At 73.9% G+C, this 26,080-nt stretch carries 26 protein-coding genes; 12 read left to right on the top strand and 14 right to left on the bottom strand.

What is annotated here, in order from left to right; genetic code table 11:
• The first annotated feature begins 187 nt into the window (after positions 1-187).
• On the top strand, positions 188-1,816 hold the full coding sequence (locus AVL61_RS09210) for an amidohydrolase (RefSeq protein WP_058874054.1): 1,629 nt from the start codon (positions 188-190) through the stop codon (positions 1,814-1,816).
• 36 nt (positions 1,817-1,852) lie between these two features.
• On the opposite strand, the gene rraA is transcribed toward AVL61_RS09210, so the two are convergent.
• The 3 genes from rraA to AVL61_RS09195 are packed head-to-tail and all read right to left on the bottom strand — an operon-like array spanning position 1,853 to position 4,672.
• Entirely contained in the window at positions 1,853-2,332 is a 480-nt protein-coding gene (gene rraA / locus AVL61_RS09205; RefSeq protein WP_058874053.1) for a ribonuclease E activity regulator RraA, read from the bottom strand.
• A gap of 41 nt (positions 2,333-2,373) precedes the next feature.
• Entirely contained in the window at positions 2,374-3,951 is a 1,578-nt protein-coding gene (locus AVL61_RS09200) for an MDR family MFS transporter (RefSeq protein ID WP_231738352.1), read from the bottom strand.
• A gap of 4 nt (positions 3,952-3,955) precedes the next feature.
• On the bottom strand, positions 3,956-4,672 hold the full coding sequence (locus tag AVL61_RS09195) for a PepSY domain-containing protein (protein ID WP_058874052.1): 717 nt from the start codon (positions 4,670-4,672) through the stop codon (positions 3,956-3,958).
• A 172-nt stretch (positions 4,673-4,844) separates the two neighbouring features.
• On the opposite strand from AVL61_RS09195, the gene AVL61_RS09190 reads away from it, so the two are divergent.
• Genes AVL61_RS09190 through pknB form a run of 7 tightly spaced genes read left to right on the top strand, consistent with a single transcriptional unit; the run spans position 4,845 to position 14,678 of the window.
• Positions 4,845-5,624 (top strand): FhaA domain-containing protein, encoded by a 780-nt coding sequence (locus tag AVL61_RS09190; protein ID WP_058874051.1) that lies wholly within the window; start codon positions 4,845-4,847, stop codon positions 5,622-5,624.
• The gene (locus AVL61_RS09185) at positions 5,625-6,122 is read left to right on the top strand and encodes an FHA domain-containing protein FhaB/FipA (protein ID WP_058874050.1); all 498 of its coding nucleotides are present in this window, start codon (positions 5,625-5,627) and stop codon (positions 6,120-6,122) included.
• Between the two features lie 3 nt (positions 6,123-6,125).
• Entirely contained in the window at positions 6,126-7,628 is a 1,503-nt protein-coding gene (locus AVL61_RS09180; protein WP_058874049.1) for a PP2C family protein-serine/threonine phosphatase, read from the top strand.
• Positions 7,625-9,436, top strand: coding sequence for an FtsW/RodA/SpoVE family cell cycle protein (locus AVL61_RS09175; RefSeq protein WP_058874048.1), 1,812 nt, complete (start codon positions 7,625-7,627; stop codon positions 9,434-9,436). The genes AVL61_RS09180 and AVL61_RS09175 overlap by 4 nt, the downstream gene beginning before the upstream one ends.
• Positions 9,433-10,878 carry a peptidoglycan D,D-transpeptidase FtsI family protein gene (locus AVL61_RS09170; protein WP_058874047.1) on the top strand — a complete coding sequence of 482 codons (1,446 nt, stop codon included), beginning with the start codon at positions 9,433-9,435 and terminating at the stop codon, positions 10,876-10,878. Before AVL61_RS09175 ends, AVL61_RS09170 begins: the two co-directional genes overlap by 4 nt.
• The gene (locus tag AVL61_RS09165) at positions 10,875-12,638 is read left to right on the top strand and encodes a protein kinase domain-containing protein (protein ID WP_058874046.1); all 1,764 of its coding nucleotides are present in this window, start codon (positions 10,875-10,877) and stop codon (positions 12,636-12,638) included. The genes AVL61_RS09170 and AVL61_RS09165 overlap by 4 nt, the downstream gene beginning before the upstream one ends.
• A 3-nt stretch (positions 12,639-12,641) precedes the next feature.
• The gene (gene pknB, locus AVL61_RS09160; RefSeq protein WP_058874045.1) at positions 12,642-14,678 is read left to right on the top strand and encodes a Stk1 family PASTA domain-containing Ser/Thr kinase; all 2,037 of its coding nucleotides are present in this window, start codon (positions 12,642-12,644) and stop codon (positions 14,676-14,678) included.
• A 40-nt stretch (positions 14,679-14,718) separates the two neighbouring features.
• Here pknB and AVL61_RS09155 read toward each other — a convergent pair whose 3' ends face one another.
• Positions 14,719-15,357, bottom strand: coding sequence for an anthranilate synthase component II (locus tag AVL61_RS09155; protein WP_058874044.1), 639 nt, complete (start codon positions 15,355-15,357; stop codon positions 14,719-14,721).
• A 141-nt stretch (positions 15,358-15,498) separates the two neighbouring features.
• Here AVL61_RS09155 and AVL61_RS09150 point away from each other — a divergent pair, with 141 nt between their 5' ends.
• Together AVL61_RS09150 and AVL61_RS09145 are read left to right on the top strand one after the other, a co-directional pair.
• Positions 15,499-15,897 (top strand): cell division protein CrgA, encoded by a 399-nt coding sequence (locus tag AVL61_RS09150; protein WP_058874043.1) that lies wholly within the window; start codon positions 15,499-15,501, stop codon positions 15,895-15,897.
• Positions 15,888-16,100 carry a hypothetical protein gene (locus AVL61_RS09145; RefSeq protein ID WP_058874042.1) on the top strand — a complete coding sequence of 71 codons (213 nt, stop codon included), beginning with the start codon at positions 15,888-15,890 and terminating at the stop codon, positions 16,098-16,100. The genes AVL61_RS09150 and AVL61_RS09145 overlap by 10 nt, the downstream gene beginning before the upstream one ends.
• An 81-nt stretch (positions 16,101-16,181) precedes the next feature.
• Here the strand turns inward: AVL61_RS09145 and AVL61_RS09140 are convergent, their stop codons facing one another.
• The 4 genes from AVL61_RS09140 to AVL61_RS09125 form a co-directional block, all read right to left on the bottom strand.
• Complete coding sequence (locus tag AVL61_RS09140; protein ID WP_058874041.1) at positions 16,182-16,778, bottom strand: YceI family protein; 597 nt, start codon at positions 16,776-16,778, stop codon at positions 16,182-16,184.
• A gap of 119 nt (positions 16,779-16,897) precedes the next feature.
• Positions 16,898-17,590 carry a flavin reductase family protein gene (locus AVL61_RS09135; RefSeq protein ID WP_058874040.1) on the bottom strand — a complete coding sequence of 231 codons (693 nt, stop codon included), beginning with the start codon at positions 17,588-17,590 and terminating at the stop codon, positions 16,898-16,900.
• 194 nt (positions 17,591-17,784) lie between these two features.
• Positions 17,785-18,336, bottom strand: coding sequence for a flavin reductase family protein (locus AVL61_RS09130; protein ID WP_058874039.1), 552 nt, complete (start codon positions 18,334-18,336; stop codon positions 17,785-17,787).
• A 20-nt stretch (positions 18,337-18,356) separates the two neighbouring features.
• Entirely contained in the window at positions 18,357-19,052 is a 696-nt protein-coding gene (locus tag AVL61_RS09125; RefSeq protein WP_058874055.1) for an alpha-ketoglutarate-dependent dioxygenase AlkB family protein, read from the bottom strand.
• Positions 19,053-19,260: 208 nt separating this feature from the next.
• Between AVL61_RS09125 and AVL61_RS09120 the strand changes: the two genes are divergently transcribed.
• Complete coding sequence (locus AVL61_RS09120; protein ID WP_058874038.1) at positions 19,261-20,280, top strand: LLM class flavin-dependent oxidoreductase; 1,020 nt, start codon at positions 19,261-19,263, stop codon at positions 20,278-20,280.
• A gap of 75 nt (positions 20,281-20,355) precedes the next feature.
• A complete protein-coding gene (locus AVL61_RS09115) occupies positions 20,356-21,192 on the top strand; it encodes an SGNH/GDSL hydrolase family protein (RefSeq protein WP_058874037.1) in 837 nt (278 codons plus the stop codon).
• Between the two features lie 44 nt (positions 21,193-21,236).
• Here the strand turns inward: AVL61_RS09115 and AVL61_RS09110 are convergent, their stop codons facing one another.
• The 6 genes from AVL61_RS09110 to AVL61_RS09085 all read right to left on the bottom strand — a co-directional run bounded on the left by AVL61_RS09110 (position 21,237) and on the right by AVL61_RS09085 (position 25,922).
• Entirely contained in the window at positions 21,237-21,884 is a 648-nt protein-coding gene (locus AVL61_RS09110; protein WP_058874036.1) for a DUF3618 domain-containing protein, read from the bottom strand.
• Positions 21,881-22,354, bottom strand: coding sequence for a phage holin family protein (locus AVL61_RS09105; protein ID WP_058874035.1), 474 nt, complete (start codon positions 22,352-22,354; stop codon positions 21,881-21,883). The genes AVL61_RS09110 and AVL61_RS09105 overlap by 4 nt, the downstream gene beginning before the upstream one ends.
• Positions 22,351-23,160 carry a hypothetical protein gene (locus AVL61_RS09100; RefSeq protein WP_058874034.1) on the bottom strand — a complete coding sequence of 270 codons (810 nt, stop codon included), beginning with the start codon at positions 23,158-23,160 and terminating at the stop codon, positions 22,351-22,353. Before AVL61_RS09100 ends, AVL61_RS09105 begins: the two co-directional genes overlap by 4 nt.
• Before the next feature lie 139 nt (positions 23,161-23,299).
• The gene (locus AVL61_RS09095; protein ID WP_058874033.1) at positions 23,300-24,238 is read right to left on the bottom strand and encodes an SDR family oxidoreductase; all 939 of its coding nucleotides are present in this window, start codon (positions 24,236-24,238) and stop codon (positions 23,300-23,302) included.
• A gap of 163 nt (positions 24,239-24,401) precedes the next feature.
• Positions 24,402-25,214 (bottom strand): alpha/beta fold hydrolase, encoded by an 813-nt coding sequence (locus AVL61_RS09090; RefSeq protein WP_058874032.1) that lies wholly within the window; start codon positions 25,212-25,214, stop codon positions 24,402-24,404.
• Positions 25,215-25,331: 117 nt separating this feature from the next.
• The gene (locus tag AVL61_RS09085; RefSeq protein ID WP_058874031.1) at positions 25,332-25,922 is read right to left on the bottom strand and encodes a superoxide dismutase family protein; all 591 of its coding nucleotides are present in this window, start codon (positions 25,920-25,922) and stop codon (positions 25,332-25,334) included.
• Positions 25,923-26,080: the final 158 nt, after the last annotated feature.

The following is a 26,080-nucleotide window of genomic DNA, read 5'->3' as shown; positions in this document are numbered from 1 at the left end:
TGGAGCACCAACCCAACCCGGCTTGACAGGCGATAGGAGCGTCCCGCCCCGCGCCCCTCGGCCGCCGAACGCACCGGTTCCGCCCGAGACCTGCGCACTTCTCCCGGCGGCCCGGGCGGAACCGGTGCGTTCGGCGCCGGACCGGGCCGGGTGCCACGATGGGGGCAGTCCCGAGGAAAGGATTCCCATGCAGCTCGACCTCCAGCTCGTCAACGCCACGGTCCTGACCATGGAGCCGGGCCGCCCGAGGGCGTCGAGCCTCGGCGTGCACGGCGGGCGGATCGTGGTCCTCGACGACCCGGACGTGCCGGCGGCCGAGACCGTGGACCTCGGCGGGGCCACCGTGCTGCCCGGGTTCGTGGACGCGCACTGCCACACCACGTGGTTCGGGCTCGGCCTGGCCGAGGTGGACCTCTCCGGCTGCACGTCCCTGGACGAGCTCTACGGGGCCCTGGAGCGCGGCATGGCCGCGAAGCCGCGGGACGAGGAGTGGCTCATGGCCACCGGCTTCTACCCGGCCACCGTGGGCGGGTCGCTGCCCGACATCGACGTCCTGGACCGCATCACCGGGCGCACCCCGCTGTTCGTGCGGCACACGTCCGGCCACGCGGCGGTGGTGAACTCCGAGGCGCTGCGCCGGGCGGGGATCCTCACCCCGGGCACCCCGGACCCGGTGGGCGGGCGGGTGGTGCGGGACGGCACCGGACGCGCCACGGGCCTGGTCGAGGAGACCGCCCAGGCGGTGGTGCAGGAGCTGTTCCGCCCCCATCCGGTGGACCGGATCGTGGCGGCGCTCGACCGCGCCACCGCCCGCTACGCCGCCGAGGGGATCACCACCTTCGCGGAGGCCGGGGTCGGCGCCGGGTGGATCGGGCACAACCCCTCCGAGCTGCTGGCCTACCAGCAGGCCAGGGACGCCGGGGCCCTGCACGCGCGGGCCCAGGTGATGCCGGTGCTGGACGTCCTGCACGACATCGGCGGGCTCGGGGACGGCTCCGTGCGCGGGCTCGACCTCGGCCTGCGCACCGGCTTCGGCGACGACGAGCTGCGGCTCGGACCGGTCAAGGTGTTCGTGGACGGCTCGCTGCTCGGGGAGACCGCCGCGGTGACCGAGGCCTTCTGCGGCGGCCACTCCACCGGCTACTTCCAGGAGAACCCGGAGCAGATGGCCGAGGCGATCCACGCCGCGTACCGCGCGGGCTGGTCGGTGGCCGCCCACGCGATCGGGGACCGGGCGATCGACTTCGCGATCGACGTGATCACCCGGTGCCAGGACGAGCACGGGCGCCGCCCGGTGCCCAACCGGATCGAGCACGCGAGCATCACGCGGCCCGACCAGCTGCCGCGGCTCGCGGCCGCGGGGATCGTGGTGACCCCGCAGATCGGCTTCCTGCGCCCCATGGCCACCCAGTTCCGCCGGCTGCTGGGCGCCGAGCGCACGGACTGGACCTACCGGGGCCGCAGCTTCCTGGACGCCGGGGTGCGGATCGCCGGCAGCTCCGACCGCCCGGTCGCCGACGGCGACGTGCTGCGCTCGGTCCAGGCCTGGACGGACCGCCTCGACGGCGACGGACGGCGGTTCGGCCCCGCCGGGGAGCGGCTCGACGTGCGGGAGGCCCTCGCCGCCTACACGTCCGAGGCGGCGAAGGCCCTCGGGATGTTCGACCGGATCGGCTCGCTCGCCCCCGGCAAGCTCGCGGACCTGGTGGTGCTGGAGGAGAACCCCCTCGAGGTGCACCGGCGGGGCGGGTCGGTCGAGCACATCGGGGTGCGCGCGACCTACCGCGGCGGCCTGCGCACGCACGGCCCGGCCTGAACGGTCCCGGCCGGGCGGGCCCGCCCCGGACTCCGCTCAGCCCTCGACGAGGATCCCGTCCTCGTCGGCCCACACCGTCCGGCCCGGGCGGAACGTGACGCCCTCGATGACGACCGGCACGTCCTGCTCCCCGACGCCGTCCTTGGCGGACTTGCGCGGGTTGGAGCCCAGGGCCTTGACCCCGAGGGGCAGCCCGGCCAGGGCCACCCGGTCCCGGACGGGGCCGTTGATGATGACCCCGGCCCACCCGTTGCGCACCGCGGACTCCGCGATCATGTCCCCCATGAGCGCGGTCCCCATGGAGCCGTGGCCGTCCACCACGAGGACCGCGCCCTCGCCCGGGGAGTTGAGCACGGCCTTCACCAGGCCGTTGTCCTGGAAGCAGCGGACCGTGCGCACCGGCCCGCTGAACGCGGCCCTCCCGCCCAGGTCGAGGAACTGGCGCGGGCAGGACATCAGCTGCTCCCCGCGCTCGTCGTAGAGGTCGGCGGTGGTGAACGGGCGCGGATCGGTCATGAGCTGCTCCTGAGGCATCCGGGGGCGGTTCCGGCACCAGCCTAGCGACCGGCGCCGCCCCGCTCGGTCCCGGCGTGCTCCGCGGGCGGCCCCGGGGTCTCCGCCCGCGGGTCGCCGACGGTCGTGCCCAGCGGGATCTCGTCGATGAGCAGGGACAGCACCAGGCACCCCGCCGCGACGGGCAGGCCCCACAGGAAGATCGGGGGCAGCGACTGGGCGAAGGACTGCGCGACGGCCTCCTGCACCGGGGCGGGCAGGGACGCCAGCACCTGCGGGCTCAGCGCGTTGACGTCGAGGGAGGGCAGGCCGCGGCCCGCGAGCGCGCCGTCGAGCCGGGCCACGAAGACCGAGCCGAACACGGCGATCCCGAAGGACGCGCCGATCTGGCGGAAGAAGTTCGACGACGACGTCGCGGCCCCCACCTCCGCGGGCGGCACCGCGTTCTGCACGATCAGCACGAGGTTCTGCATGAGGCAGCCGATGCCCAGGCCGGTGACGGCCATTCCCGCGGCGGTCAGGGCGTACGGCGTGGTCTCGTCGACCAGCGAGAGCAGCACGAGCCCGGCGGCCATCACGACGGAGCCCAGCACGGGCCAGTGCTTGTAGCGCCCCGTCCGCGCGATGCGGCGCCCGGTGCCGATCGTGCCGACGAGCATCCCGGCCGTCACGGGGATCATCATCAGGCCCGCCCGGGTGGCCGACGCGCCGTCGACCATCTGCAGGTAGGTGGGCAGGTACGTGATGGTCGCGAACATGATCACGCCCATGCCGACGGCCGCCGCGGTGGGGACCACGAAGTTGCGCACGCGGAACAGGTGCAGGGGGATGATCGGCTCCGGGGCGCGGCGCTCGACGAGCACGAACAGCACGCCGAGCACCAGGGCCGCTCCGGCGAGGACGAGGATCCGCGGGCTCGACCACGCGTAGGCCGTGCCGGCCCACGTGGTGAGGAGCACGAGGGCCGTGCTGCCCAGCGCGAGCAGCGCCGTGCCGAGCAGGTCGAGCCGCACCCGCCCCCGGGGGACGTGCGGCAGGTGCAGGAAGCGCGGGATGAACAGCAGCGTCACCAGCCCCAGCGGCAGGTTGATGTAGAACACCCACCGCCAGCTGACCAGGTCCGTGAGGAACCCGCCGATCAGCGGTCCGCTCACCGAGGCCAGACCGAAGGCCGCCCCGATCACGCCCATGTACTTGCCGCGCTCGCGGGGGGAGACGAGGTCCGCGATGATCGCCTGCGCCCCGATCAGCAGGCCGCCGCCGCCGAGGCCCTGCAGGGCGCGGAAGGCGATGAGCTGCGTCATGTCCTGGGCGGCGCCGGAGAGCACCGAGCCCAGCAGGAAGACGACGACGGCCACAAGGAAGATCCGCTTGCGCCCGTAGAGGTCGCCCAGCTTCCCGTAGACCGGCAGGCCCACCGTGGCGGCGAGCACGTACGCCGTGACCACCCAGGAGATCCGGTCGAGCCCGTTGAGGTCCCCGACGATCGAGGGCAGCGCGGTGGCCACGATCGTCTGGTCGAGGGCGGCCAGCAGCACCGCCATGAGCAGGCCCAGGAAGGTCAGCAGCAGCCGCCGGCGCTCCGTGCGGCCGGGGTCGGCGGCCACGGGATCGGCGGCCACCGGGTCAGCGGTCGATCTTCAGCACGGAGCCGTTCGCGACGTCGACGAACACGTCCACCGAGTTGCCGTCCGGCTCGTCGAGCTCGACCTCCCACACGGTCGTGCCGTCCTCCGTCTCGAGCTGCGCCTCGTCGAGCGTGCCGTTGACCGTGTCCAGCGCCGTGCTCAGCCCGTCCTCGAGGGGCACCTGGACCCGGGCGAGCTTCTCGCGGTCGTCGCTGTCGAGGCTCCCCTCCTCCTCCTGGCTGATCACGTCCTCGCCGTCCTGCGAGACGTAGAGCTCGTGCTCGCGGTCGCCGGCGGCGACGGCGACCTGCCAGCTGGCCGGGCTGTCCTCCCGCCCGATCTCGAACGCCTGGGCGTCCCCGCCCACCGCGTCCTCCGCGGCGGCCACGGCCGAGGACACCACGGCCGCCTCGCCGCCGGCCGTGGCGTCCGCGCCGGGGCTGCCCGAGGGCGAGGCGCTGCCGGACGGAGAGGCGCTGCCGCCGGTGGCGTCCTCCCCCGGGCTCGCACTGTCGTCCGGGGTGGCGGTGTCGTCCGGGCTCGCGCTGTCGTCCGGGGTGCCGGTGTCGTCCGGGGCGGCGGTGCCCTGCGCCGGGGCGGTCGTGCCGCCCTCCCCGGCGTCACCGCCGCCCCCGTCGCCGCCGCAGCCCGCGAGGAGCAGGGCGGCGAGGGCGAGCGCGGCCAGGGACAGGGGCCTTCTGTCAGTGTGCTTCATGCCCTGGATTGTTCTCCCCGGCGGGCCCGCTGGCAAGGACGTGACCGGGGCACGGACCCGCCCGGCGTGCACCCCCCACCGGGCTCACAGGCGTCACGTCTACTATCCTGGAGAACGCCTGACCCGGGACCGGGGGCATGCGCACCGCGATCGACGCCAGGAAGGAGGCGGCATGGGATTCCTCGAGAGCCTCGAGAAGAACATCGAGAAGGCCGTCCGCACCGCCTTCTCCACCGGCTCCCGGAAGCGGGTGGAGGCGGTCGAGATCGCCAGCGCCCTGCGGCGGGAGCTCGACCACGAGGCGTTCACGATCTCCGCCGGCCGCACCATGGCCCCCAACGTCTTCGTCGTGGAGTTCTCCGACGAGGACTTCCCCCGCGCCCAGGACTGGGGCACGCCGCTCGCGGAGGAGCTGTGCGACGTGGTCATCAAGCACGCCCGCAGCCAGGCCTACACCCTCCAGGGGGCGGTGAAGGTCTCCTTCACGCGCAACCCGGGGGTGGAGGCGGGCGAGTTCCGCGTCCACTCCTCGGCGCAGCGCACCGCGGAGTCGCCCAACACCCCCTCCACCCCGAGCGGGCAGCGGATCGCCCGCGGCCACCGGCAGGAGGAGCAGGAGGAGGACCAGCCGACGCGGGCCGTGCCCGTGCAGCACTGGATCCCGGTGCTCGACGTCGAGGGCGCGCGGTTCTCCATCAACGCGGACTCGATCGTGCTGGGCCGCTCCGCCGAGGCGGACATCACCGTGGAGGACACCGGGGTGTCGCGCAAGCACCTCGAGATCCGCCGGCAGGGCGAGCACTTCGTGGCCGTGGACCTCGGCTCGACCAACGGTTCCTACGTGGACGGGGAGCGGGTGATCGGCCGCACCGAGCTGGTCAACGGTTCCGTGATCACCATGGGTCGCACCAGGATCACGTTCCGCCTCCTGACCCCGAAGGGGAACCGCTGAATGTCCGAACTGACCGTCACCCTGCTCCGCTTCGGGTTCCTGGCCCTCCTCTGGATCTTCATCTTCAGCATCGTCGCCAGCCAGGGGCGTGACCTGGCGGTCGGGGGGAAGCTCCCCGCGGTGCTCACGCGCTCCCGCGGGGGCCGCCGGGAGACCGCCGCGGAGCCGGCCCCGCCCGCCGCGGGCCCCGCCGGCGGGCAGCGCTCCCGCCCCCAGACCCTCGTCGTCGTCGACGGCCCCCTCCGCGGCCGCAGCTACCCCCTGGGCAACGCCCCCGTGCTGCTGGGCCGCTCCCCCGAGGCCACCGTGCCGCTCGGCGACGACTACGCCTCGGGGCGCCACGCCCGGCTGTTCCCGCAGGGCTCCCGCTGGTTCCTCGAGGACCTCGGCTCCACCAACGGCACCTTCGTCGGGCAGCAGCGCCTCTCCCGGGCCGTGCCGCTCGACCCCGGCACCCCGTTCCGGGTGGGCAAGACCGTCCTGGAACTGAGGTCCTGACGCATGGCGATCGCCTTCCGCTACGCCGCGCGCTCGGACGTGGGCCGGGTCCGTTCCAAGAACGACGACTCCGCCTACGCGGGCCGGCACCTCGCCGTGGTCGCCGACGGCATGGGCGGGCACGTGGGCGGTGACGTCGCGTCGGCCTCCGCGGTCATGGACCTCACGAGCCTCGACCGGCCCGACCACCACGGCGACGGCGCCACCGTGCTCACGGACGAGATCCAGAACGCCAACCAGAACCTCGCCAGGCTGGTCCTGGGCAACGCCCGCCTGGGCGGCATGGGCACCACCGTCACGGCGCTGCTGGCGGACCAGGACGAGCTCGTCGTGGCCCACATCGGCGACTCCCGCGCGTACCGGCTCCGGGGCGACGAGTTCCGGCAGGTCACCAAGGACCACACCTTCGTCCAGCGGCTCATCGACGAGGGCCGGCTGCGCCCGGACGAGGCGGAGTCCCACCCGCACAAGAACGTGCTGATGCGCGTGCTCGGGGACGTCGACGCCTCCCCCGAGATCGACGTGGAGACCCTCCGCCCCGAGAGCGGCGAGCGGTGGCTGCTGTGCTCGGACGGGCTCAACGCCGTGGTCCGCCCGGAGACCATCCAGTCCGTGCTGGGCTCCACCGACGACCTCAACCAGATCGTGGACACGCTCGTGGAGCTGACGCTGGACCGCGGGGCGCCCGACAACGTGACCGTGGTGGTCGTCCAGGTCTTCCGGACCGACGACACCGCCCCGGTGCCGCAGGCCGGGGAGGTGCGCGGCGCGGTCCCGGACCCCGACTTCGCCCGCACCTCGGACGAGATCACCGCGGACGCGGCGGGCCCGAGCGCCGACCGGAGACCGTCCGAGTCCTCGGCCGCCGCGCTGCGCCGCGACCTCGCCGCCCGCCCCCACCTGCTGGTGGGCGCCGCCGCCAACGCCACCCAGACCGGGCGCATCCCCACCGTGAGCGACAGCGTCCTCGAGCGCCGCGCCACCCTCCTCCGGACCTCCGCCCCCGACACGCTGGCCGACCCGCAGGACGTCGAGTCCGCGCTGCACCGGGCGGACGCCACCGTCCCGTCCCCGCGCCGGCGCCGCCACCGGCGCGCCGTCGCCGTGCTCGCGCTGGCCACGGCCGGGCTGATGCTGGTCGCCGGGGCGTGGCTCACGAGCGGCTGGATCAGCTCCCAGTACTACGTCGGCGAGCAGCAGGGCAACGTGGCCATCTACAACGGCGTCTCCCAGTCGCTCGGGCCCGTGAGCCTCAGCGACCTCGAGCGCGCCACGGACCTGCGGGTCGAGGACCTCCCCGGCTTCGCCCAGGACCGGGTGCGCAACGCCATCCCCGCGGACAGCCTCGAGGAGGCGGAGCGGATCGTGCGCGAGCTGCGCGAGTCCGTGCCCGAGGAGGCCACCGGCTCCGAGCCGCGCCCGACCGGGACCGTCCAGCGGGCCACCGCCTCACCGACCGCCTCCCCCACGGCCTCGCCCGCCGCCTCCCCCGGTGGTGCCGGATGAGCGCCCCCGCCGGGACCCTCCCCCGCGAGGAGGACGTGGAGCCCCGCCAGAAGCCGCGGCGGCTCACCGAGCTGCTCCTGCTGGTCGTCGCCGTGGGCATCGGCGTGGGCGCGAACGTCCTCGTGGACCCCGAGCAGCTCGGCTCGGGGGACCCGCACATCCTCCTCTCCGGGCTGGTCCTCGGCATCGGCGCCCTCGTCCTGCACGTGGTGCTGCGGCTGCGGGCCAAGTACGCGGACCCCTACGTCCTGCCGATCGTGGTGGCCCTCAACGGCCTGGGCATCGCCATGATCCACCGGATCGACCTCACCACGGACCAGACGGCGGCGAGCTCGCAGGTGGTCTGGACGGCCGTCGCCATGACGGCCGCGGGCCTGGTGCTCTGGTTCCTCAAGGACCACCGGGTGCTGCGGCGGATCACCTACATCTGCCTGCTGCTCAGCGGCCTGCTGCTGCTCCTGCCCCTCCTGCCCGGTCTCGGCCTGGAGCTCAACGGCGCCCGGATCTGGATCTCCGTGGGCGGGCGCACCTTCCAGCCCGGCGAGGTCGCCAAGATCACCCTGGCCGTCTTCTTCGCGGGCTACCTCTCGACCAATCGCGACCTCATCCTGCTGGCCGGCAAGAAGGTCGGCCCCGTGCGGCTGCCGCGGTTCCGGGACCTGGCCCCGATGTTCGCGGCCTGGATCATCGCGATCGGCGTGCTGGTGTTCCAGCGGGACCTCGGCTCCGCGATCCTGTTCTTCGGCCTGTTCGTGGCCATGATCTACCTCGCCACGAGCCGGCTGAGCTGGATCGTGATCGGGCTGCTGCTCGTGGCCGTCGGAGGGTTCTTCGCGAGCCAGGTCTTCGGCCACGTGGCGGCGCGCCTGGACTCCTGGCTCAACGCCTTCGACCCCGAGGTGTACAACCGTGCCCCGGGCGGCTCCGGCCAGATCGTCCAGGGCCTGTTCGGGCTCTCCTCGGGCGGGCTCTTCGGGCAGGGGCTGGGCCAGGGCCGGCCGGACCTCGTCTCCTACGCCAACTCGGACATGATCATGACGGCGTTCGGCGAGGAGCTGGGGCTGATCGGCCTCAGCGCCGTGCTCGTGCTGTTCTTCCTGTTCGTCACCCGGGGCTTCCGGGCCGCCCTGGGCACCCGTGACGCGTTCGGCAAGCTGCTGGCGGCGGGGCTCTCCGCGGTCATCGTGCTGCAGCTGTTCGTGGTGGTGGGCGGGGTCACCCGCCTGATCCCCCTGACCGGGCTCACCACCCCGTTCATGTCCGCCGGCGGCTCCTCGCTGCTGTCCAACTGGATCATCGCGGCGATCGTCCTGGCGATCTCCCACACGGCCCGCCGGCCCGTGGTCACCGGCCCTGCCACCGAGGCCGACCTCGCGGAGGTCGCCGCCTACGAGGCCGCCCTCCGGGAGGCCGCCCGGCGGGACGACGAGGAGCGCGCCGAGCGCCTCGAGCGCCGCCGGGACCGCCGCCCCCGCAAGGAGACCGGGAGGACCGGCGAGGAGGCCGGTGCGGCCGGGGAGACCGGCGCGCCGGCGGACGCGGAACCGGCCGGCGGAGCCCGGGCCGGCGGGCAGGACGCCGACACCGCGCAGGGCAGTGCCCGGTCCGACACCGTCCGCCGTCCTGCGGTGCCCGCCGACACCGCCGCCACCGAGCCGATCGCCGCTGCGGGGCCGGGCGGGCGCCGCGACGCCGAGGGCGCGGACCACCACGGCGGCACCCCCACCGAGGCGATGTCCCGCCTCACCGACCAGGACCGCAGGGACCCCGGAGGGTCCCGGAGCGCCGAGAACGGAGGAGCATCGTGAACCGGGCGATCCGACACACCTGGGTGGCCGGCGTGGCGATCTTCACCGTGCTGCTCCTCGCGCTGACCTACGTGCAGTTCTTCGCGGCGCGCACCCTCGAGGCGCACCCGTGGAACAACCGCAGCCTCTACGACCAGTTCGGCGCGGACCGCGGCGCGATCCTCGTGGACGGTGACCCGAAGGCGTCCTCCGTGCCCTCGGAGGACGACTTCGAGTACCAGCGCGTCTACACGGACCCGCTGACGTACGGGCACCTGACGGGCTACTTCTCCCTGGTCTACGGCGCCACCGGGCTGGAGGCGGCCCTCGGCGAGGAGCTCTCCGGCGCCTCCGACGAGCAGTTCTACGACCGCGTGGTCTCGATGTTCTCCGGCAACCAGCCCACGGGCGCGTCGGTCGAGCTCACCGTCGACGCGGAGCTGCAGCAGACCGCCGCCCGGGTGCTCGAGGGCCGGAAGGGCTCGGTCGTGGCGCTCGACCCGGAGACGGGCGCGGTCCTCGCCATGGTCTCGAGCCCCGGCTACGACCCCAACGAGCTGGCCTCGCACGACTCGGGCTCCGTGATCGCCGCCGCGGAGCGGCTCAACGCGGACCCCGAGGAGCCCCTCGTCAACCGGGCCGTCGCCGGCGACCTCTACGCCCCCGCCTCGACGTTCAAGATCATCGACACCGTGGCCGCCCTCGAGTCCGGGGACTACACCACGGAGACCCTGATCCCGAACCCCCAGGAGCTGCCCTTGCCCGGCACCGACGTGACCCTGCCCAACTTCGTGGGCGGCGGGTGCACGGCGCGGGCCCAGGCGGACCTCGAGTTCGCGCTCGAGCAGTCCTGCAACACGCCGTTCGCCCAGATCGCCCTCGACCTCGGGGAGGACAGGATCCGGCAGACGGCGCAGGCCTTCGGCTACGGGGAGCCCCTCTCGGTCCCGCTCAAGGTGACCCCGTCGATCTTCCCCGAGGAGCTCAACGACGCCCAGCTCGCGCTGTCCTCGATCGGCCAGTACGACGTGCGCACCACGCCCCTGCAGGTGGCCATGACGAGCGCCGCCATCGCCAACGACGGCGTGCTGATGAAGCCCCAGCTCGTGGAGACCGTGCGCTCCGCCGACCTGTCCGTGATCGACGAGTTCACCCCGGAGCAGCTGCGCCGCGCCACGAGCGCGGACGTGGCCGAGACCGTCACGGAGCTCATGGTCGAGGTCGTCGACGACGGGATCGCCCGGGGTGCGGCCGTGCCCGGTGTGGAGGTGGCTGGCAAGACGGGCACCGCCGAGATCGGCTCGGAGGAGGGCCTCAACGACTCCTGGTTCACCGGCTTCGCCCCGGCCGACGACCCGCAGGTCGCCGTCGCCGTCGTCTTCGAGGACGTGGACGTGGCGACCGGCTCCACCCTGACCACCACGAGCGCCAAGCAACTCTTCGAGGCGGTGTTGAACAAGTGAGACCATCGTCGAGCACCGTCCTGGGCGGGCGCTACGCACTGACCGACCGGATCGCGATCGGCGGCATGGGAGAGGTGTGGAAGGCCAAGGACCGCGTCCTGGGCCGCATCGTGGCCGTGAAGATCCTCAAGGAGGAGTACAACGGGGACCCGAACTTCCTGCAGCGCTTCCGCGCGGAGGCCCGGCACACCGCCCTGCTGAACCACCCCGGGGTCGCCAACGTCTTCGACTACGGCGAGGAGGAGGGCTCCGCGTTCCTCGTGATGGAACTGGTCCCCGGGGAGCCCCTGTCCAACATCATCGAGCGGCAGAAGACGCTCCCGCCGGACACGGTGCTGAACTACATCGGGCAGACCGCCCGGGCGCTGGCGGCCGCGCACGCCCAGGGCCTGGTGCACCGCGACGTGAAGCCCGGCAACCTCATCATCACCCCGGACAACCGGGTGAAGGTCACGGACTTCGGGATCGCCCGCCTCGCGGACCAGGTGCCGCTCACGGCCACGGGGCAGGTCATGGGCACCGCCCAGTACCTCGCGCCCGAGCAGGCCACGGGCCAGACGGCCACGGGGTCCTCGGACATCTACTCGCTGGGCATCATCGGCTACGAGTGCCTCGCCGGGCGCCGCCCGTTCACCGGGGAGTCGCAGATCGTGATCGCCCTGGCACAGGTCAACGACCCGCCGCCGCCGCTGGCCGAGAGCGTGCCCGAGCCCGTCCGGGCGCTGCTGATGTCGATGCTGGCGAAGGACCCCAAGGACCGCCCGGCCACGGCCGGCGCGCTGGGCACCGCCGTGGACGCCATCCGCCGCGGCGACGAGGACGCCGCGGTCGCGGCCGTGCCCGGGATGCGCCCGTTCCTCGACCTGCCGGACGACGACGCCACCCAGGCGTTCGACCCGGTGCCCGACGAGCCGACCCGGCTGCTGGACCGCGGGGGCACGGCCGCCCCCGCGGCGGCCGGAGCCGCCGCGGCCGGAGCCGCCGCGGCCGGGACCGCCCGCCCCATCACCGCCGAGCTGGACGTCGTCGAGGACCCCCGGGGCTCCGGGGACGACGGCCGCGGCGGCGGCTCGGCCCCGGCCGAGGAGCGCGCGGACCGCCGCTCGGTCTGGGCCTGGCTGCTGCCGGTGCTCCTGGTCCTGCTCGTCCTGGCGGGGCTGCTGTGGTTCTTCCTGCTGCGCGATCCGGCGCCCGTGGGCCCGGAGCCGTCCCCCACGGGCACCGTCTCCACCTCGCCGGTGCCCGGCGAGCCGTCCTCCCCCGCGGCGACGCCCGGCGCGGCGGACACCGTGGAGGTCCTCGCCGCCCGGTACGAGGGGCGTCCGGTGGACGAGGTGGTGCAGGAGCTCTCCGACCTGGGCTTCCCCGTGGAGCGGGAGGGCCGGACCTCGGACGAGGAGGAGGGCACCGTCCTGTCCCTGAACCCCGTGGGGCAGGTGGCGCGGAGCACCACCATCACGGTGGCCTACTCGACGGGCCCGGACACCGTGGAGCTCCCCTCGGGGATGGTCGGCCGGCCCGCCGACCCGCTGATCGACGAGATCAGGCTCCTGGGCGTGAACATCATCCGCTACGACGAGACGACCGAGGACGCCGAGCCCGGGACCGTGCTGCGCACCCAGCCCCTGGGCGGGTCCACCGTGCGCCCCGGCGACACCATCGAGATGTGGGTCGCCGCGGCGCCGGACACCTCCCCCGCCCCCGCCACCGGATCGCCCGCGTCCCCCGCGACACCGACCGGACCCGGCCAGGAGGGCTGAGCCGTGCCGGGCCGGAACCCCGTTCCTCCCCTGATCAACGACCGCTACGAGGTGGGGGAGACCATCGGCCGCGGCGGGATGGCCACCGTGCACCTCGGACGGGACCGGCGGCTGGGCCGGCGGGTGGCCATCAAGGTGCTGCGCCCGGAGCTCGCCCGGGACGGCACCTTCCACGAGCGGTTCAAGCGCGAGGCGCAGTCCGTGGCGGCCCTGAACCACCACTCGATCGTCTCGGTCTACGACACGGGCGAGATCCTCGCGGAGACGGACGAGGGCGTGGACCGGCCGTTCATCGTGATGGAGTACGTGCCCGGCCGGACCCTGCGCGAGCTCATCCACGACAACGCCGTCACGCCCCGGGAGGCCGTGGACATCACGCTCGGCATCCTCGGCGCCCTGGAGTACAGCCACCGGGCGGGCATCGTCCACCGGGACATCAAGCCCGCCAACGTGATCGTGACCCCGGAGCGGCAGGTCAAGGTCATGGACTTCGGCATCGCCCGGGCCGTCGAGGACACCTCACCGGCGCTCACCCAGGCCCAGGCCGTCCTCGGCACCGCGCAGTACCTGTCCCCGGAGCAGGCCCGGGGCGAGTCCGTGGACGCCCGCTCCGACCTCTACTCCACCGCCTGCGTGCTCTTCGAGATGCTCACGGGGCGGGCGCCGTTCGTGGGCGGGTCCTCGGTGGACATCGCCGCCCAGCACGTCCGGGACCGTCCCCCCGCGCCCTCCGAGCTGGATCCGCGGCTCGGCGGGCGCGTGGACGACTTCCTGGCCCGGGCGCTCGCCAAGGACCGCTCCGCCCGCTTCCAGGACGCCGGGCAGATGCGCCGGGCGCTGCGCGAGCTGCGCCCCGCGGTGCCGGGGGACCTGGACGCCACCCAGCCGTTGCACGCGGTCCAGGGGCGGGACGAGGACACGAAGACCCTCCCGCCCGTCCCGGTGCCGGCCGCTGCGGTGACGGGCCCGCCCACCGCGGTGGGCACGGCCGTTGCCGCGGCGCCGGCGGCCGAGGACCCCCCGGACAGCGGGTCGACCCCTGCCCGGCGCCGCCGGCGGCCCCTGCGCGCGGCGCTGCTCGGCCTGCTCGTCCTCGCGGTCCTCGCCGTCCTCGGGGTCGTGGCGCTCCAGTGGATCCAGGACCAGCGCAGCGGGCCCGTCCTCGTCGCCGTCCCCTACGTCGCGGGGATGGACGCGTCGGTAGCCGAGACGGTGCTCCGCAACGCGGACCTCGTGCCGCAGCGCGAGGAGGTCTTCGACGACGAGGTGCCCGAGGGCGACGTCGTCGGCACCGACCCCGCCGCCGACACCCAGGTCGAGGAGGGAACCACCGTGGTCCTCGGCGTCTCGAGGGGACCTTCCGAGGTGGAGGTCCCCGGCGACCTCGTGGGCCGGTCCGAGGAGGACGCGCGGGAGGCGCTGGAGTCCGCCGGGCTCGAGCCCGCCGAGGACACCCGCTCGGTGAACAGCTCGTGGGTGCCCCGGGGGATGCTGGTCGCCACCGACCCGGCCGGTGGGACCACCGTCCGCAGCGGCTCCGAGGTGCAGCTCGTGCTGTCCACCGGGCAGGTGACCGTGCCCCAGGTCGTGGGCCTGAGCCGGCAGGAGGCCGTCGCCGTCCTCGGCGCGGACGCGGCCCGCCTGACGGCCGAGGTCGTCACCGCGCCCCGGGCCGGGGTGCCGGCCGGACAGGTGCTGGACCAGAGCGTCGACGCCGGCGGGTCCGTGCCGCAGGGCTCGACGATCACGCTCACCGTGGCGGTCGCCCCCGCGCCCGAGCCGGCCCCGGAGCCGACCCCCTCGCCCACCCCGTCCCCGTCCCCCGAGGAGACGGAGGAGCCCGAGGAGGAGCCGGAGGAGAGTCCCGCACCGGACGAGGAGGACGGGTCCGAGCCCGCCGCCTCCCCGGAGCCGTCGCCGGACGCCTCTCCGGACGCCGAGGCGCGCGGCGGCGAGCAGGGCGGGGTCGCGGAGCGTGCGGCCGCGCGCGCCCGGGAGGCGCTCGAGCGGGCCGAGGACCGGCGGGCCCGGGACGAGTAGCGGCCGGGACGGGCGGTGGCCGTGAGCGGACGGCGTCCGGTCAGACTGTGATCAGCGGGGACAGCGGTGCGGCGGCCCGCGCCGCGCCCTTGAGCCCCACGAGCTCGAGCCAGTTGCCGAGCATGAGGTAGCCGCCCTCCGTGAGGACGGACTCGGGGTGGAACTGCAGTCCGTGCAGCGGAGCGCTCTTGTGCCGCAGCCCCATGATCACCCCGTTCGGGGTGCGGGCGGTGACCTCGAGGACGTCGGGCACGGACTGGTCCACCACGGCGAGCGAGTGGTAGCGGGTCGCCGTGAACGGGCTGGGCACCGCGCCGAACACGCTCGTGCCGTTGTGCTCCACCCGGGAGGTCTTCCCGTGCATGAGCTCCTCGGCGTGGGTGACGGTCCCCCCGTACGCCTCCGCGAGGGCCTGGTGGCCGAGGCAGACGCCGAGCAGCGGCTGCTGCGTCTGCTCGGCGTGGCGGATCAGGGCGGTGCACACGCCGGCGTCGGCAGGGGCGCCCGGACCGGGCGAGAGGAGGACGCCCTGGTGCTCGTCGGCGAGCGCGCACGCGGCGGCCTCGTCGAGGTCGTCGTTGCGGATGACCGTGGTCTCGGCGCCGAGCTGCTCGAGGTAGCCGACGAGGGTGTAGACGAAGCTGTCGTAGTTGTCCACGACGAGGATCTTGACGGTCACAGGGTCTCCTGGGAGTGGGATGCCTCTCGGCGCGTGCGCCCGTCCAGCTTACGCGTCCGCGGGGAGGCCCGCACCGGGCGGCTAGACTGGGGCACCGGACCCCCGCCGTGCAGACGGCCCGCTTGGTGATCAGGAGGATCAGTGCCCGAGTCCAAGAACCGCCGCAAGAAGCCCGCCCGCCGTCCGAGCGGATCCGGACGGACCGCGCCGGCCGCCCCGACCGTCGACACGGAGCTGGCGCGGCTGGCGGCCGAGGGACTGCCCGGCGGATCCACCGCCTTCGACCCGGAGGCCGCGGCCAACGCGGTCGCGCAGGAGCTCACCGAGCGCTCCCGGCACGGCTCCCCGGAGACCCATGCGCCGACGCCCACCTGGTACAAGGCCATCATGCTGGGCCTGCTGGTGGTGGGGCTGCTGTGGCTCATCCTCTACTACCTCTTCCAGGGCGCCTACCCCGTGCCCGGGATCGGCACGTGGAACATCGGGGTCGGCCTGGCCCTCATGATGGCGGGCCTGATCATGACCACGAAGTGGCGGTGACCTCGGTGGCCCCTGCCGGCACCGGCCCCGAGGACCCGGACGAGCCCTCCCCCAGGCCGCTGAAGGACGAGATCGCCGACTCCCGGCCCAAGGACGGGCGGCGGCTCAACCCCGCGACGTTCGAGGTGCGGCTGCGCCGGTGGGCGCTGCTGCTGCTGGTCGCGGGGCCCGTGATCTGGTTCCTGGTGCAGCAGCTCCGCTAGCCGCTGCCGCGTCCACGACTGTGGCCCGCACCCCTTCCGGGGTGCGGGCCACAGTCGTGGACGCGGCGCGGTCCTGCGGGATCAGGCCTCGGCCGAGACGGTCTCCTGGCCCTCGACGGTCTGCTCGGGGTCGTCCTGGGGTGCGGTGAAGGCGACGTCGAGGCTGATGAGCACCTTGTCGGAGACGAGGACCCCACCGGCCTCCATCGCGGCGTTCCAGGTGATGCCGAAGTCCTTGCGGGAGATCGTGGTCTCGGCGGAGAACCCGGCACGGGTCACGCCGAAGGCGTCGACGACCACACCGCTGAACTCGGTGGCGAGCTCGACGGTGCGGGTCACGCCCTTGATGGTCAGCTCGCCCGTGATCGTGCCCTCCTCGCCGTCGAACGCCACGGCGGTCGAGGCGAAGGTCATGGTGGGGTGCTCCTCGACCGCGAAGAAGTCGGCACTGCGCACGTGGGCGTCGCGGTCCGCGTTCTTGGTGTCGATGGACGCCATCCGGACGGTGGCGCGCAGGGTCGAGTCCTCGACCGGGTCGGTGACCTCGAGCTGGGCGTCGACCTCGCCGAAGGTGCCGCGCACCTTGGAGATGCCGGCGTGGCGGACGGCGAAGCCGACCTCGGAGTGGGCGGGGTCGAAGGTCCAGGAACCGGGGGCGAGAGCGCTGAGCTGGGACATGGTGTTCTCCTTGGTGAGCGACGAACAATTGGTTGCTTCGTCAACAACTCTAGGAGCATCTTAGTGATGTGTCAACAACAAGGTTCAGGGAATTCCCGGGGGACGCGGGGCCCTGCCGCTCAGGCCTCGGGGTCCAGGGCGGAGCGGTCGTTGAGCTCGTGGAACCGGCGGCGGTGGTAGACGAGCGGGACGCCCGTGCCCTCGTGGCCGAGGACGTCGACCACGGCGGCGTTGAACACGAGGGCGGGTCCGGCCTTGATCCGGGCCAGCGGGACCGCGCGCAGGACCCGGGCGACGCTCAGCAGCCGGGGCTCCCCCGTCTCCAGGTACTCCCAGGGCATGTCGGCCCCGAAGCGCGGGGCCCCGGAGACCGCGAAGGACCGGGCGAGCTCCAGGTTCTCGGCGTCGAGGAGGTGCACCAGGAAGGAGTCGGCCTCGGCCAGCAGCGCGGCCGAGCCCTGGCGGGCCTGCAGCGAGAAGCCGAGGATCGGCGGGAGGACCGACACCGAGGACACCGAGGACGCCGTCAGGCCCACCGGCCCCTCGGGCCCGCGCGCGGTGATGATCGCGACCCCCGCCGGGTGGTGGGCGAACGCCGCCTTGAACGCCTCGCCGACGTGCTCGAGGTCCTGGAGGTGGTCGGCCGGGACCTCGAGGTCGGCGACCTCCGCGGCCGCGTGCTCGGCCGGCGCACCGGGCCGCGGGACCGCGCTCAGCCGGGGCTCCTCCGCCCCCTGCTCGGGCGTGCCGCCGGCGGGCGCGCCGTCGTCGTGCCCTCGGCGGGGTCGGCGTTCGTGCTGCTGGGCCGCCATGAGAGTCCTTCCGTGGAGAGCCGTGGGGGGATGCCGCCGGGACGGCCCCACCTGCCCACGCTAAGACCAGAACCGGTGCGGGAGACAATCGATTCCGCCGCTGACGGGGCTGGGGACACCCGACGTCACAGTCTTGCACGGACACCGTTCCCGTGTACGGTGCCCGCGGGTCACCGGGTCACCGGGTCACCGGGTCACCGGGTCAGACCGCGGTAGCCGCGGGCGTAGTGCACCAGCGGGTCGTCCGCCTGCGCCTCGGCGACCCCGCGGCCCATCGCGGTCACCTCGCCCACGACGATCCGGTGCGTCGCGGCGGTGTGCACGGCCACGGTGGAGAGCTCGAACCACGCCAGCGCCCCGTCCAGCACCGGCGCCCCCGAGTGCGGCGCGCGCCGGAAGGCCACGCCGTCCAGCAGGCCCTCGACGGGATTGCCCGGGCTCGCGAGCCAGTTGGCGGTCCCCTCCTGGTCCCGGCGCAGCACGGAGAGCGTCCACGCGCCGGAGGACTCCACGGCGTCACAGATCCGCCCCTCCTCGAAGAGGCTCACGAGCATGGTGGGCGGGTCGTAGGAGACGTCGAGGAAACCGGTCACGGTCGCGGCGACGTCACGCCGCCGGTGCCGGGCGGCCACGACCGCCACGCCGGAGGCGATGTCCGCGGCGAGCAGGCGGTAGGCGCCGACGTCCTCGGCGTCCGGCGCCGCCGGGTCGATCAGGTGGGCCGGTGCGGGGTCGGGGAGCTCCATGCCGCCAGTCTGGCACGGGCTCAGCGGACCGTGCCGGGCAGCCCCGTCATCCGGAGGGTGAGGTTCAGCCGCCCGCCCTTCATGCCCAGCTCGGCCGCCCCGGTGCCGGGACGGACCCGCGGCACCCCGTGGAACGCGTAGCGGGAGAGGCCGCCGAAGACGAAGAGGTCGCCGCTGCGCAGCTCCACGTCCCGGTACGGCGCCGAGCGGGTCTGCGTGTTCCCGAAGCGGAAGACACAGGCGTCCCCCAGGGAGAGGGAGACGATCGGCGCGGCGGACGCCTCGTCCTTGTCCTGGTGCATGCCCATCCGGGCGTCGGCGTCGTAGAAGTTCACCAGGGCGGTGTCGGGCCGGTAGTCCTGCACGTGCGGGCCGCCGGGCCCGTAGGCCTCCAGCACGGCACGGCGGCCCAGCTCCGCCAGCCACGGGGGCATGTCCGGTGCGCGCCGGTGCTCGCCGGTGCGCAGGTAGCGGTAGGGCACCCAGTCGCGGCCCAGCGTGGTGGAGCGCACCGACATCCGGCCGCCTCCCGGCAGCACCGCGTGGCGCAGGGGCGCCGGGCCCGCTGCCCACTCCCGGCAGCGGAGCACGAGCTCGCGCTGCTCCTCGGGCCCGAGCCACGCCGGGACGTGCACGGCGCCGGGCGCGATCTCGGCGCGCTCCCGCGGGAGCTCGAACAGCTCGGGCGCCGGGAACGGGATCGAGGGCTCGGTCATGCTGCCGAGCGTAGCCGCGACCGCCGACACCGCGTCCCCCGTGCCGCACGCCCCGGCCAGGCCCGGCGCACGGGCCCGGCGCACGGCACCGGTCTCGGGCGCCGGTGCGGGGCGCCGGTGTGGGGCGCCGGTGTGGGGCCCGCCACGGCGGCCTGCGGCCGAGAGGAGTAGCGTGGAGGGTCTCCCGATCCCCCAGGAAAGGTCCGCCGTGCCGCTGCCCCTGTCCGTCATCGACTTCGCCACCGTCCGCAAGGGCGCGTCCGTGGGCGAGAGCTTCGCCGACTCCGTGCGACTAGCCCAGCACGCGGAGCGGCTGGGCTACCTGAGGGTCTGGTACTCCGAGCACCACAACATGCCCACGATCGCTTCCTCCGCCCCCGCCGTGCTGATCGCCCACGTCGCGGCGCACACCTCCACGATCCGCCTGGGCGCGGGCGGGGTCATGCTCCCCAACCACTCCCCCCTGGTGATCGCGGAGCAGTTCGGCACGCTCGCCGAGCTGCACCCCGGCCGCATCGACCTGGGTCTGGGCCGCGCCCCCGGCACGGACCTGCGGACGGTGCGTGCCATGCGCCGCGACCCCTCCGCCGCCGAGCAGTTCCCGCAGGACGTCCGCGAGCTGCAGGGCTATCTCAGCGGCCGCTCGATCGTCCCGGGGGTCAGCGCCGTGCCGGGCGCCGGCACGGACGTGCCCCTCACGGTCCTGGGCTCCTCGCTGTTCGGCGCGCAGCTGGCCGCGGCCTACGGGCTGCCCTACGCCTTCGCGTCCCACTTCGCCCCCGACGCCCTGGTGGACGCCGTGGCCGCCTACCGGGCCGGCTTCCGGCCCTCCGAGCAGCTCGCGGAGCCGTACGTGATCGCGGCCGTCAACGTCATCGCCGCGGACAGCGCCGAGGACGCCGCAGAGCAGCTGGGGACCGCCCGCCGCGAACGGGTGCGCGCCATGGTGGGCCGCGGCCGCGAGCTGAGCGAGGCCGAGCTGGACATGGTGATGGACAGTCCCGCCGGGCAGCAGATCCTGCACATGCTGCACTGGTCGACGGCGGGCACGGGCCCCCAGGTCCGGTCCTACCTGGAGGACTTCGCGGCCACGGCGGACGCCGACGAGCTCATGATCGCCCCCGCGTCCCCCACCCAGGACCAGGTGCTGCGCTCCCTCGACCTCCTCGCCGGGGCCTGGGGAGCGGGCGCCGCCCCGGACCTTCCGTCCCGGGCGTCCCGACTGTAAATTCAGGGAGTCGACGGCGTCCGCCGCCACGGCGCCGCCCCCGGGAGGCGCCACCGCTCCCGAAAGGTCCCCTCCATGCCCTCCGTCTCCGCCCGACGCGCCGTCACCGCCCTGGCCTCGGCCCTCGCCCTCGCCGGCACGGCCGCCGCCCCTGCCGCCGCGGCACCGCGCACCGTCGAGGTCGTCAACCTCGGCGACTCCTACTCCGCAGCCTTCGGCACGGGCGGGATCCAGCAGGTCGAAGGCCTCGACGGGTGCTTCCAGGGGACCGGACGGGACCACGTCGACAAGCTGGCGTCGCACCCCCGCATTGAGGTGACCCTGGACGCGGCCTGCGCCGGCTATGAGACGCACGAGGTGCTGGGACTCCTCGACGAGCAGCCCGTGGCCGATGCCCTCGCGGACGCCGACGTGGTGACGCTGACCATGGGCGGCAACGACATCGGGTGGGGCACCTTCATCCAGGTGTGCAGCGCCCCGTTCGAGGCCGCCCGCGGGCCGGCGGAGTGCGATGCCATGCTCGCGCAGGCACCGGCGCTCATCGCGTCCGCCGCGGCCTCCGCGGCCGAGACCGTGGCCGCCGTCGGCGCGGTGTCGGACGCGCGCGTCGTGGTGCTGGGCTATCCGCAGCTGTTCGACGACCGGCAGGACACCCCGCTGCTCTCCGCCGGGCGGGCCGCCCAGCTCAACGACTGGACGGACGAGCTCAACGCCGCTCTCGCGGCGGCCGTGGAGCGGGAGTGCGCCGTGTTCGTGGACGTCACCGACCGTTTCCGCGGCCACGGCGTCGGCTCGGCGGACCCGTGGATCCTCTTCGACCCCGAGAGCGAGCACAACCTGCACCCCACTGAGCGCGGCTACCTCTCCGGCTACTTCCCGGGGCTCCTGAGCCAGGTCGCCCGCGCGCGCTGACCGGTGCCGTGCCGGGGCGCCCACCGGGCGCGGCCGGCCAGGCGTCAGGCGTTCTTCGTCTCGTCCTTGACGGACTGCGCCGAGCCCTGGGCGGAGGACTTCAGCTGCTGGGCCTCGCCCTCACCCTGGGACCTGACCTCCTGCGCCCCGGACTGCGCGGTCTCCTTGACGGACTGCGCCGCCTCCTGGGCCGGCTCCTTCAGGTCCTGGGCGACCTCCTGGGCCATGCCCTTCGCGGACTCGACCGCGTGCTGGGCGTGCGGCTGGACCCGGTCCGCCGCGTCGGAGACCAGCTCCTGCTCCTTCTGCGTGGAGGGCAGCAGCGAGCCGACGAGCCAACCGGCGCCGAGGGCGATCAGGCCCGCGGCCAGAGGGTTGCCCCGGGTCTTCGCCTTGGCCGTGGCCGGGGCGTTCTGCACGGCGCCGCGGGCCTGCTCGGCCCGGTGTGCCGCCTCGTCCCGCACGTCGCCGGCGGAGTAGCCGCCCACGCCGGACCGGTCGTCGGAAGAACCCATGACGCGCTCCCTCACTCCTTGCACCTTGTCCTGGACCGAACTGCGGACCTTGTCCTTCTGCCGCTCGACGACGCGCTCGGGCGTCACCTTCTCGGCGACGGCGTCGACGTCGGAGCCGAGTCGGGCGCGGGTGGCCTCGATGTCGGCCCGGATCTGTTCGGGGTTCTGCTGGCTCATCGGTTCTCCTTCTTGGAGGGCTTCACGGTCTCCGGGATCTCGGTGACGGTCTCGCGGGTCAGGGGCAGCGGGTCCTGGGTCGCGTCCGTCATCTCCCGCTTGCCCTTGTTGAGGTTCTTCTTGCCGAGGGCGGCCAGGATGCCGGCAATGACGGCCCAGACGACCGCCACGATCACCGAGGCCCAGACCAGCCCCACGAGACTGCTCAGCGCCCACATGAGGGCGAGGGACAGGAAGAGCAGGACGAAGTGGCCGGCCACGCCGGCCCCGGCGAGCATGCCGGCGCCCTTGCCCGCGTCCGTGGCGGACTGCTTGGCCTCCTGGACCGTCTGCGTCGCCTCGGCCTTGGCGAGCGCGATCTCCTGCTGGATGAGGGTGGAGAGGTTGGTGCTCAGCGACTTGAACATCTCGCCGAGCGACTCGTGCTCCGCCCTGTCCTCGGCGTCCGAGGGAGGAATGGGGTGGCTCATCGAGGGTCGCCCTCCTGTTCCGGGTAGACGGTGCCGGGCACGCGGTCGGTGTAGGTGCGGGCCGCCTCGCCCTGCTCGTCGGAGCGGTAGGCGTAGGGGTCGGCCGGCGTGTAGCCCGAGGTCTCGGTCGCGGTGAGGTTCCGGTCGTAGCCCTGGTCGTAGCCGGCGCCCGTGGGGACTCCCGCCCCGGCCGGCGAGCCCTGGCCCTGTCCGCCCGAGACGCCGAAGTACTCCTTGGCGCCCTGGCGGTCGGTCGTGATCTCGTCGCTGTCCTTGGCGCCGCGGGTGGCGCGGCCGGCGAGGAGACCGATGCCGGCGGCCACGGCCAGGAAGGTGCCGGGACGGCGGGCCGCGAACCGGCGGACGTCGTCGAGCAGCTCCCGGGCGTCCTTGTTCTCCAGCGAGGAGGCAACGGACTCCACACGGCCGGAGACGCTGCCCAGCAGACCGGTCACGTAGTCGGACTCGGGCTTCTCCCCGCGGGACAGGGCGTTGATCTCGTCGCTGACGGAGCGGACGGTGGAGGCAATGCGGTCCTGCTGCGGCCCCACCTGCTCCCGGAGGTCGCTCCGGAGCTGGCCGAAGAGGTCCTGCGCCTGGTGCGCCGCCTCCTCCTTGACCGCCACAGCCTGGTCCTTGGCGGTCTCCTTGACGCGCCGGCCGGAATCCGCGGCCTCGCTCTTCAGCTGGTTCGCCTCGGCCTTGCCCTGCTCCGCGGCGACGTCCTTCTTGTTGGAGGTGCCGGTCTCGGCCGGGTGGCTCGAGCCCGCCTCGTAGGGAGTCGGGTCATAGGGGTTGGTGGTCATGATTCCGCCTTTCTGGAACGTTTTCGTAAGTCCACTGATGGTGCAGGCTGGTCCCAGCCTAGGGCGAAGGCCGCCCGGGGCCAAGCCCTTCCGCCGGATCGGCGCGCCTTCCGCGCGGCGATCCCGCGGCCGCGGGTCCTCACGGGGACGGGCTGCCACCGTTGACGTTGAGGGTCTCGCCGATGACGTAGCTGGACTCGGGTGAGGCCAGGAACACGTAGGCGGGGGCCAGCTCGGTGGGCTGGCCGGCCCTGCCGAGAGGTGTCGACTGCCCGAACTCCGGCAGCGCCTCCTTCGGCTGCCCGTCCGAGACCTGGAGGGGGGTCCAGAACGGACCCGGCGCCACGGCGTTGACGCGGATGCCCCGGGGCGCCAGCTGCTGACCGAGGCCCTTGGTGAAGTTGTTGATCGCCGCCTTGGTGGACGCGTAGTCCAGGAGGTCCGGCGAGGGCTGGTAGGCCTGGATCGACGTCGTGTTGATGATGGAGGACCCCTCCGGCAGGTGCCGCAGCGCCGCCTTCGTGATCCGGAACATCGCCAGGATGTTGACCGTGAAGGTGTCGGTCAGCTGCTCGTCGCTCAGGTCCTCCAGGCGCTCGACCGCCACCTGCTTGCCGGCGTTGTTGACGAGGACGTCGAGGCCGCCGAGGCCCTCCACGGCGTCCTCGACGAGGCTTTCGCAGAACTCCTTGTCGGTGAGGTCCCCGGGCAGGAGGACGGCCGTGCGGCCGGCCTCCTCGATGATCGACCGGACCACCTGGGCGTCGGGCTCCTCGTCCGGGAGGTAGTTGAGGGCCACGTCGGCGCCCTCCTTGGCGAACGCGATGGCCACGGCCGCGCCGATGCCCGAGTCCGCCCCGGTGATCAGGGCCTTGCGCCCCTCCAGGCGGCCGGTGCCGCGGTAGGAGAACTCCCCGCGGTCGGTCTTCGGCTCGAGCTCGACGTCCAGCCCGGGCTCGGGCTGGTCCTGCTGGGGGGGCTCCAGGACGGGGTAGCGCGTCACGGGGTTCTGGAACGTGAGCTGGTCCACCGCCTCGCGGTCGGCGTCCTCGGGATTCCTGCTGTTCGTCTCGGTCATGTCCACTCCTCTCGTCGTGCACTGATGTTGACAGCATACTGATCAGTGCCTCGGGATGACACCGGTTCTCTGTGGGAGAACAGAGCACCCCGGGCGTCCTGGGCGGACGGGGCCGCCCGGGACGCCCGGGGTGCGGGAGGGTGACGCCGCGGAGCGGCCCCGCTCAGACCTCGAGCCCGCGCAGGAAGGCGTCCAGGGCGTCGTCGAACGCGGCCGGCTGCTCGATGTTCGGGGTGTGCCCGGCCCCGTCGACGACGACGAGCTCGGCCCCGGGCGCCAGCGCGGCCATCCGCCGGGCGGCCCCGCCGTCGAAGGCGTCGTCCGCGCCCACCACCACCAGCACGGGCAGCCGGGCGCCGCGGAGCAGCTCCGTGAAGTCCCGGCGCTCGGCGCGCCCGCGCATCGCCGCGGCGGCGCCCTTCGCGGGTGCGCCCTGCAGCATCGCGAGCACCTCGGCGGCCACCTCGGGGCGGGACTCCACCGTGAACTCGGCGACCATCTTGGCCAGCACGCTGCGCCCGTAGGCCTCCATGCCGCCGGCCAGGATGGCGTCCGCGGTGACGTGGCGGCGGCGCCGGCCCTCGGTGTCCTCCGCCTCGGGGACGGTGTCGTTGACGACCAGCGCGCGGACACGGGCGGGGTGGCGGTGGAGGAGCTCCATGGCGATCTGCCCGGACATGGAGAACCCGACGACGACCGCGCGGTTGATCCCCAGGTGGTCGAGCAGGCCGGCGACGTCGTCGGCGAACTCCTCCGTGTAGACGATCCCCTCGGTGATCTCCGACCCGCCGAAGCCGCGCAGGTCGGGGGCGAGCACACGCCAGCCCCGGCCGGCGAACACCTCGACCTGGCGGGCCCACATGCTCCGGTCGTAGGCGTGACCGTGGAGCAGGAGCAGCACGGGCCCCTCCCCCCGGTCGGTGTAGGTCATGGTGACCCCGTTGATCCGGGCGGTGGCGGCACTGACGTCGGGCATGGTGGGAAGCCCCTCTCTCGGGCGTACGGCAGGAACGCTCCCAGGGTAGCGAACGGCGCCGTCCCGGAGGCGGTTCTCACCCGCCTGTGCGCGGGGCCCGGGAGGCCACCCCGGACGTCACTCGACGACGCCGCAGGCCAGCCGCGACCCGGCGTCGCCGGTGCCGAGCGTGTCCTGGTCGGGGCCGCCCGGGGCGTAGCGCTCCGGGACGTTGGCGTAGTTGTCGGGGCCGGAGTGGATCATCACGGCGCTGCCGTCGTCGTCGGTCACGAGGTCCTGGACCCCGAAGCGGTCGGTGACGGTCGTGAGGGAGCCCAGCCCGCCCTCGGTCACGTACAGGGCCGTCAGGTCCCCGGCGTGGCCGGGGTGCTCGGCGTCGTCCTTCCCGAGGTGGCCGCCGGCGGAGAGGAAGGCGCCCGTGCGGCCGGGATCCCCCGGCGCGCTGCTGTCCGGCTCGCAGAGACCGGTCTCGTGGACGTGCAGTCCGTAGAACCCGGGCTCGAGCCCCTGCACCTCGGCCCGGACCTCGGTGCCCGCCGAGACCTCCGAGAACGCGACGGTGCCGACCTCGTTGCCCTGCGCGTCCTGGAGGACCGCGCGGGAACCGGCCACCGCGGCCGCCGAGGACTCCTCGACGACGGCGCCGTCGTCCCCGCCGCCACCGCAGCCGGTCAGCACCAGCGCGGGAATCCCGATCGCTGCTGCCATGGTTCTGCTCCGCCGCACGGCTCCTCCTCGTCGCTGCCGGTCGATCCTCCTCGACCATAGGCCGTGGCCGGAGGCGGATTCAACGGAGCTGGACGAGTGCGCTGGTGCGGGGTCGTTAAATGCGGGGAGCCCCCGCACCGTGTGGTGCGGGGGCTCGA

It is taken from the genome of Kocuria rosea subsp. polaris, assembly GCF_001483755.1.
GTDB classification, from domain to species: Bacteria; Actinomycetota; Actinomycetes; order Actinomycetales; family Micrococcaceae; genus Kocuria; species Kocuria cellulosilytica.
This window is presented reverse-complemented; position numbering and strand designations above follow the sequence as displayed.

Excerpts from the sequence above, each read along its gene's own strand:
- AVL61_RS09115 (WP_058874037.1), top strand. The coding sequence starts at position 20,356 with ATGCCCTCCGTCTCCGCCCGACGCGCCGTCACCGCCCTGGCCTCGGCC.
- AVL61_RS09090 (WP_058874032.1), bottom strand. The coding sequence starts at position 25,214 with ATGCCCGACGTCAGTGCCGCCACCGCCCGGATCAACGGGGTCACCATG.
- AVL61_RS09185 (WP_058874050.1), top strand. The coding sequence starts at position 5,625 with ATGTCCGAACTGACCGTCACCCTGCTCCGCTTCGGGTTCCTGGCCCTC.
- AVL61_RS09135 (WP_058874040.1), bottom strand. The coding sequence starts at position 17,590 with ATGGCGGCCCAGCAGCACGAACGCCGACCCCGCCGAGGGCACGACGAC.
- AVL61_RS09125 (WP_058874055.1), bottom strand. The coding sequence starts at position 19,052 with ATGACCGAGCCCTCGATCCCGTTCCCGGCGCCCGAGCTGTTCGAGCTC.
- AVL61_RS09110 (WP_058874036.1), bottom strand. The coding sequence starts at position 21,884 with ATGAGCCAGCAGAACCCCGAACAGATCCGGGCCGACATCGAGGCCACC.
- AVL61_RS09140 (WP_058874041.1), bottom strand. The coding sequence starts at position 16,778 with ATGTCCCAGCTCAGCGCTCTCGCCCCCGGTTCCTGGACCTTCGACCCC.
- AVL61_RS09095 (WP_058874033.1), bottom strand. The coding sequence starts at position 24,238 with ATGACCGAGACGAACAGCAGGAATCCCGAGGACGCCGACCGCGAGGCG.
- AVL61_RS09085 (WP_058874031.1), bottom strand. The coding sequence starts at position 25,922 with ATGGCAGCAGCGATCGGGATTCCCGCGCTGGTGCTGACCGGCTGCGGT.
- AVL61_RS09195 (WP_058874052.1), bottom strand. The coding sequence starts at position 4,672 with ATGAAGCACACTGACAGAAGGCCCCTGTCCCTGGCCGCGCTCGCCCTC.
- AVL61_RS09210 (WP_058874054.1), top strand. The coding sequence starts at position 188 with ATGCAGCTCGACCTCCAGCTCGTCAACGCCACGGTCCTGACCATGGAG.
- AVL61_RS09100 (WP_058874034.1), bottom strand. The coding sequence starts at position 23,160 with ATGACCACCAACCCCTATGACCCGACTCCCTACGAGGCGGGCTCGAGC.
- AVL61_RS09105 (WP_058874035.1), bottom strand. The coding sequence starts at position 22,354 with ATGAGCCACCCCATTCCTCCCTCGGACGCCGAGGACAGGGCGGAGCAC.
- AVL61_RS09175 (WP_058874048.1), top strand. The coding sequence starts at position 7,625 with ATGAGCGCCCCCGCCGGGACCCTCCCCCGCGAGGAGGACGTGGAGCCC.
- rraA (WP_058874053.1), bottom strand. The coding sequence starts at position 2,332 with ATGACCGATCCGCGCCCGTTCACCACCGCCGACCTCTACGACGAGCGC.
- AVL61_RS09190 (WP_058874051.1), top strand. The coding sequence starts at position 4,845 with ATGGGATTCCTCGAGAGCCTCGAGAAGAACATCGAGAAGGCCGTCCGC.
- AVL61_RS09130 (WP_058874039.1), bottom strand. The coding sequence starts at position 18,336 with ATGGAGCTCCCCGACCCCGCACCGGCCCACCTGATCGACCCGGCGGCG.
- AVL61_RS09180 (WP_058874049.1), top strand. The coding sequence starts at position 6,126 with ATGGCGATCGCCTTCCGCTACGCCGCGCGCTCGGACGTGGGCCGGGTC.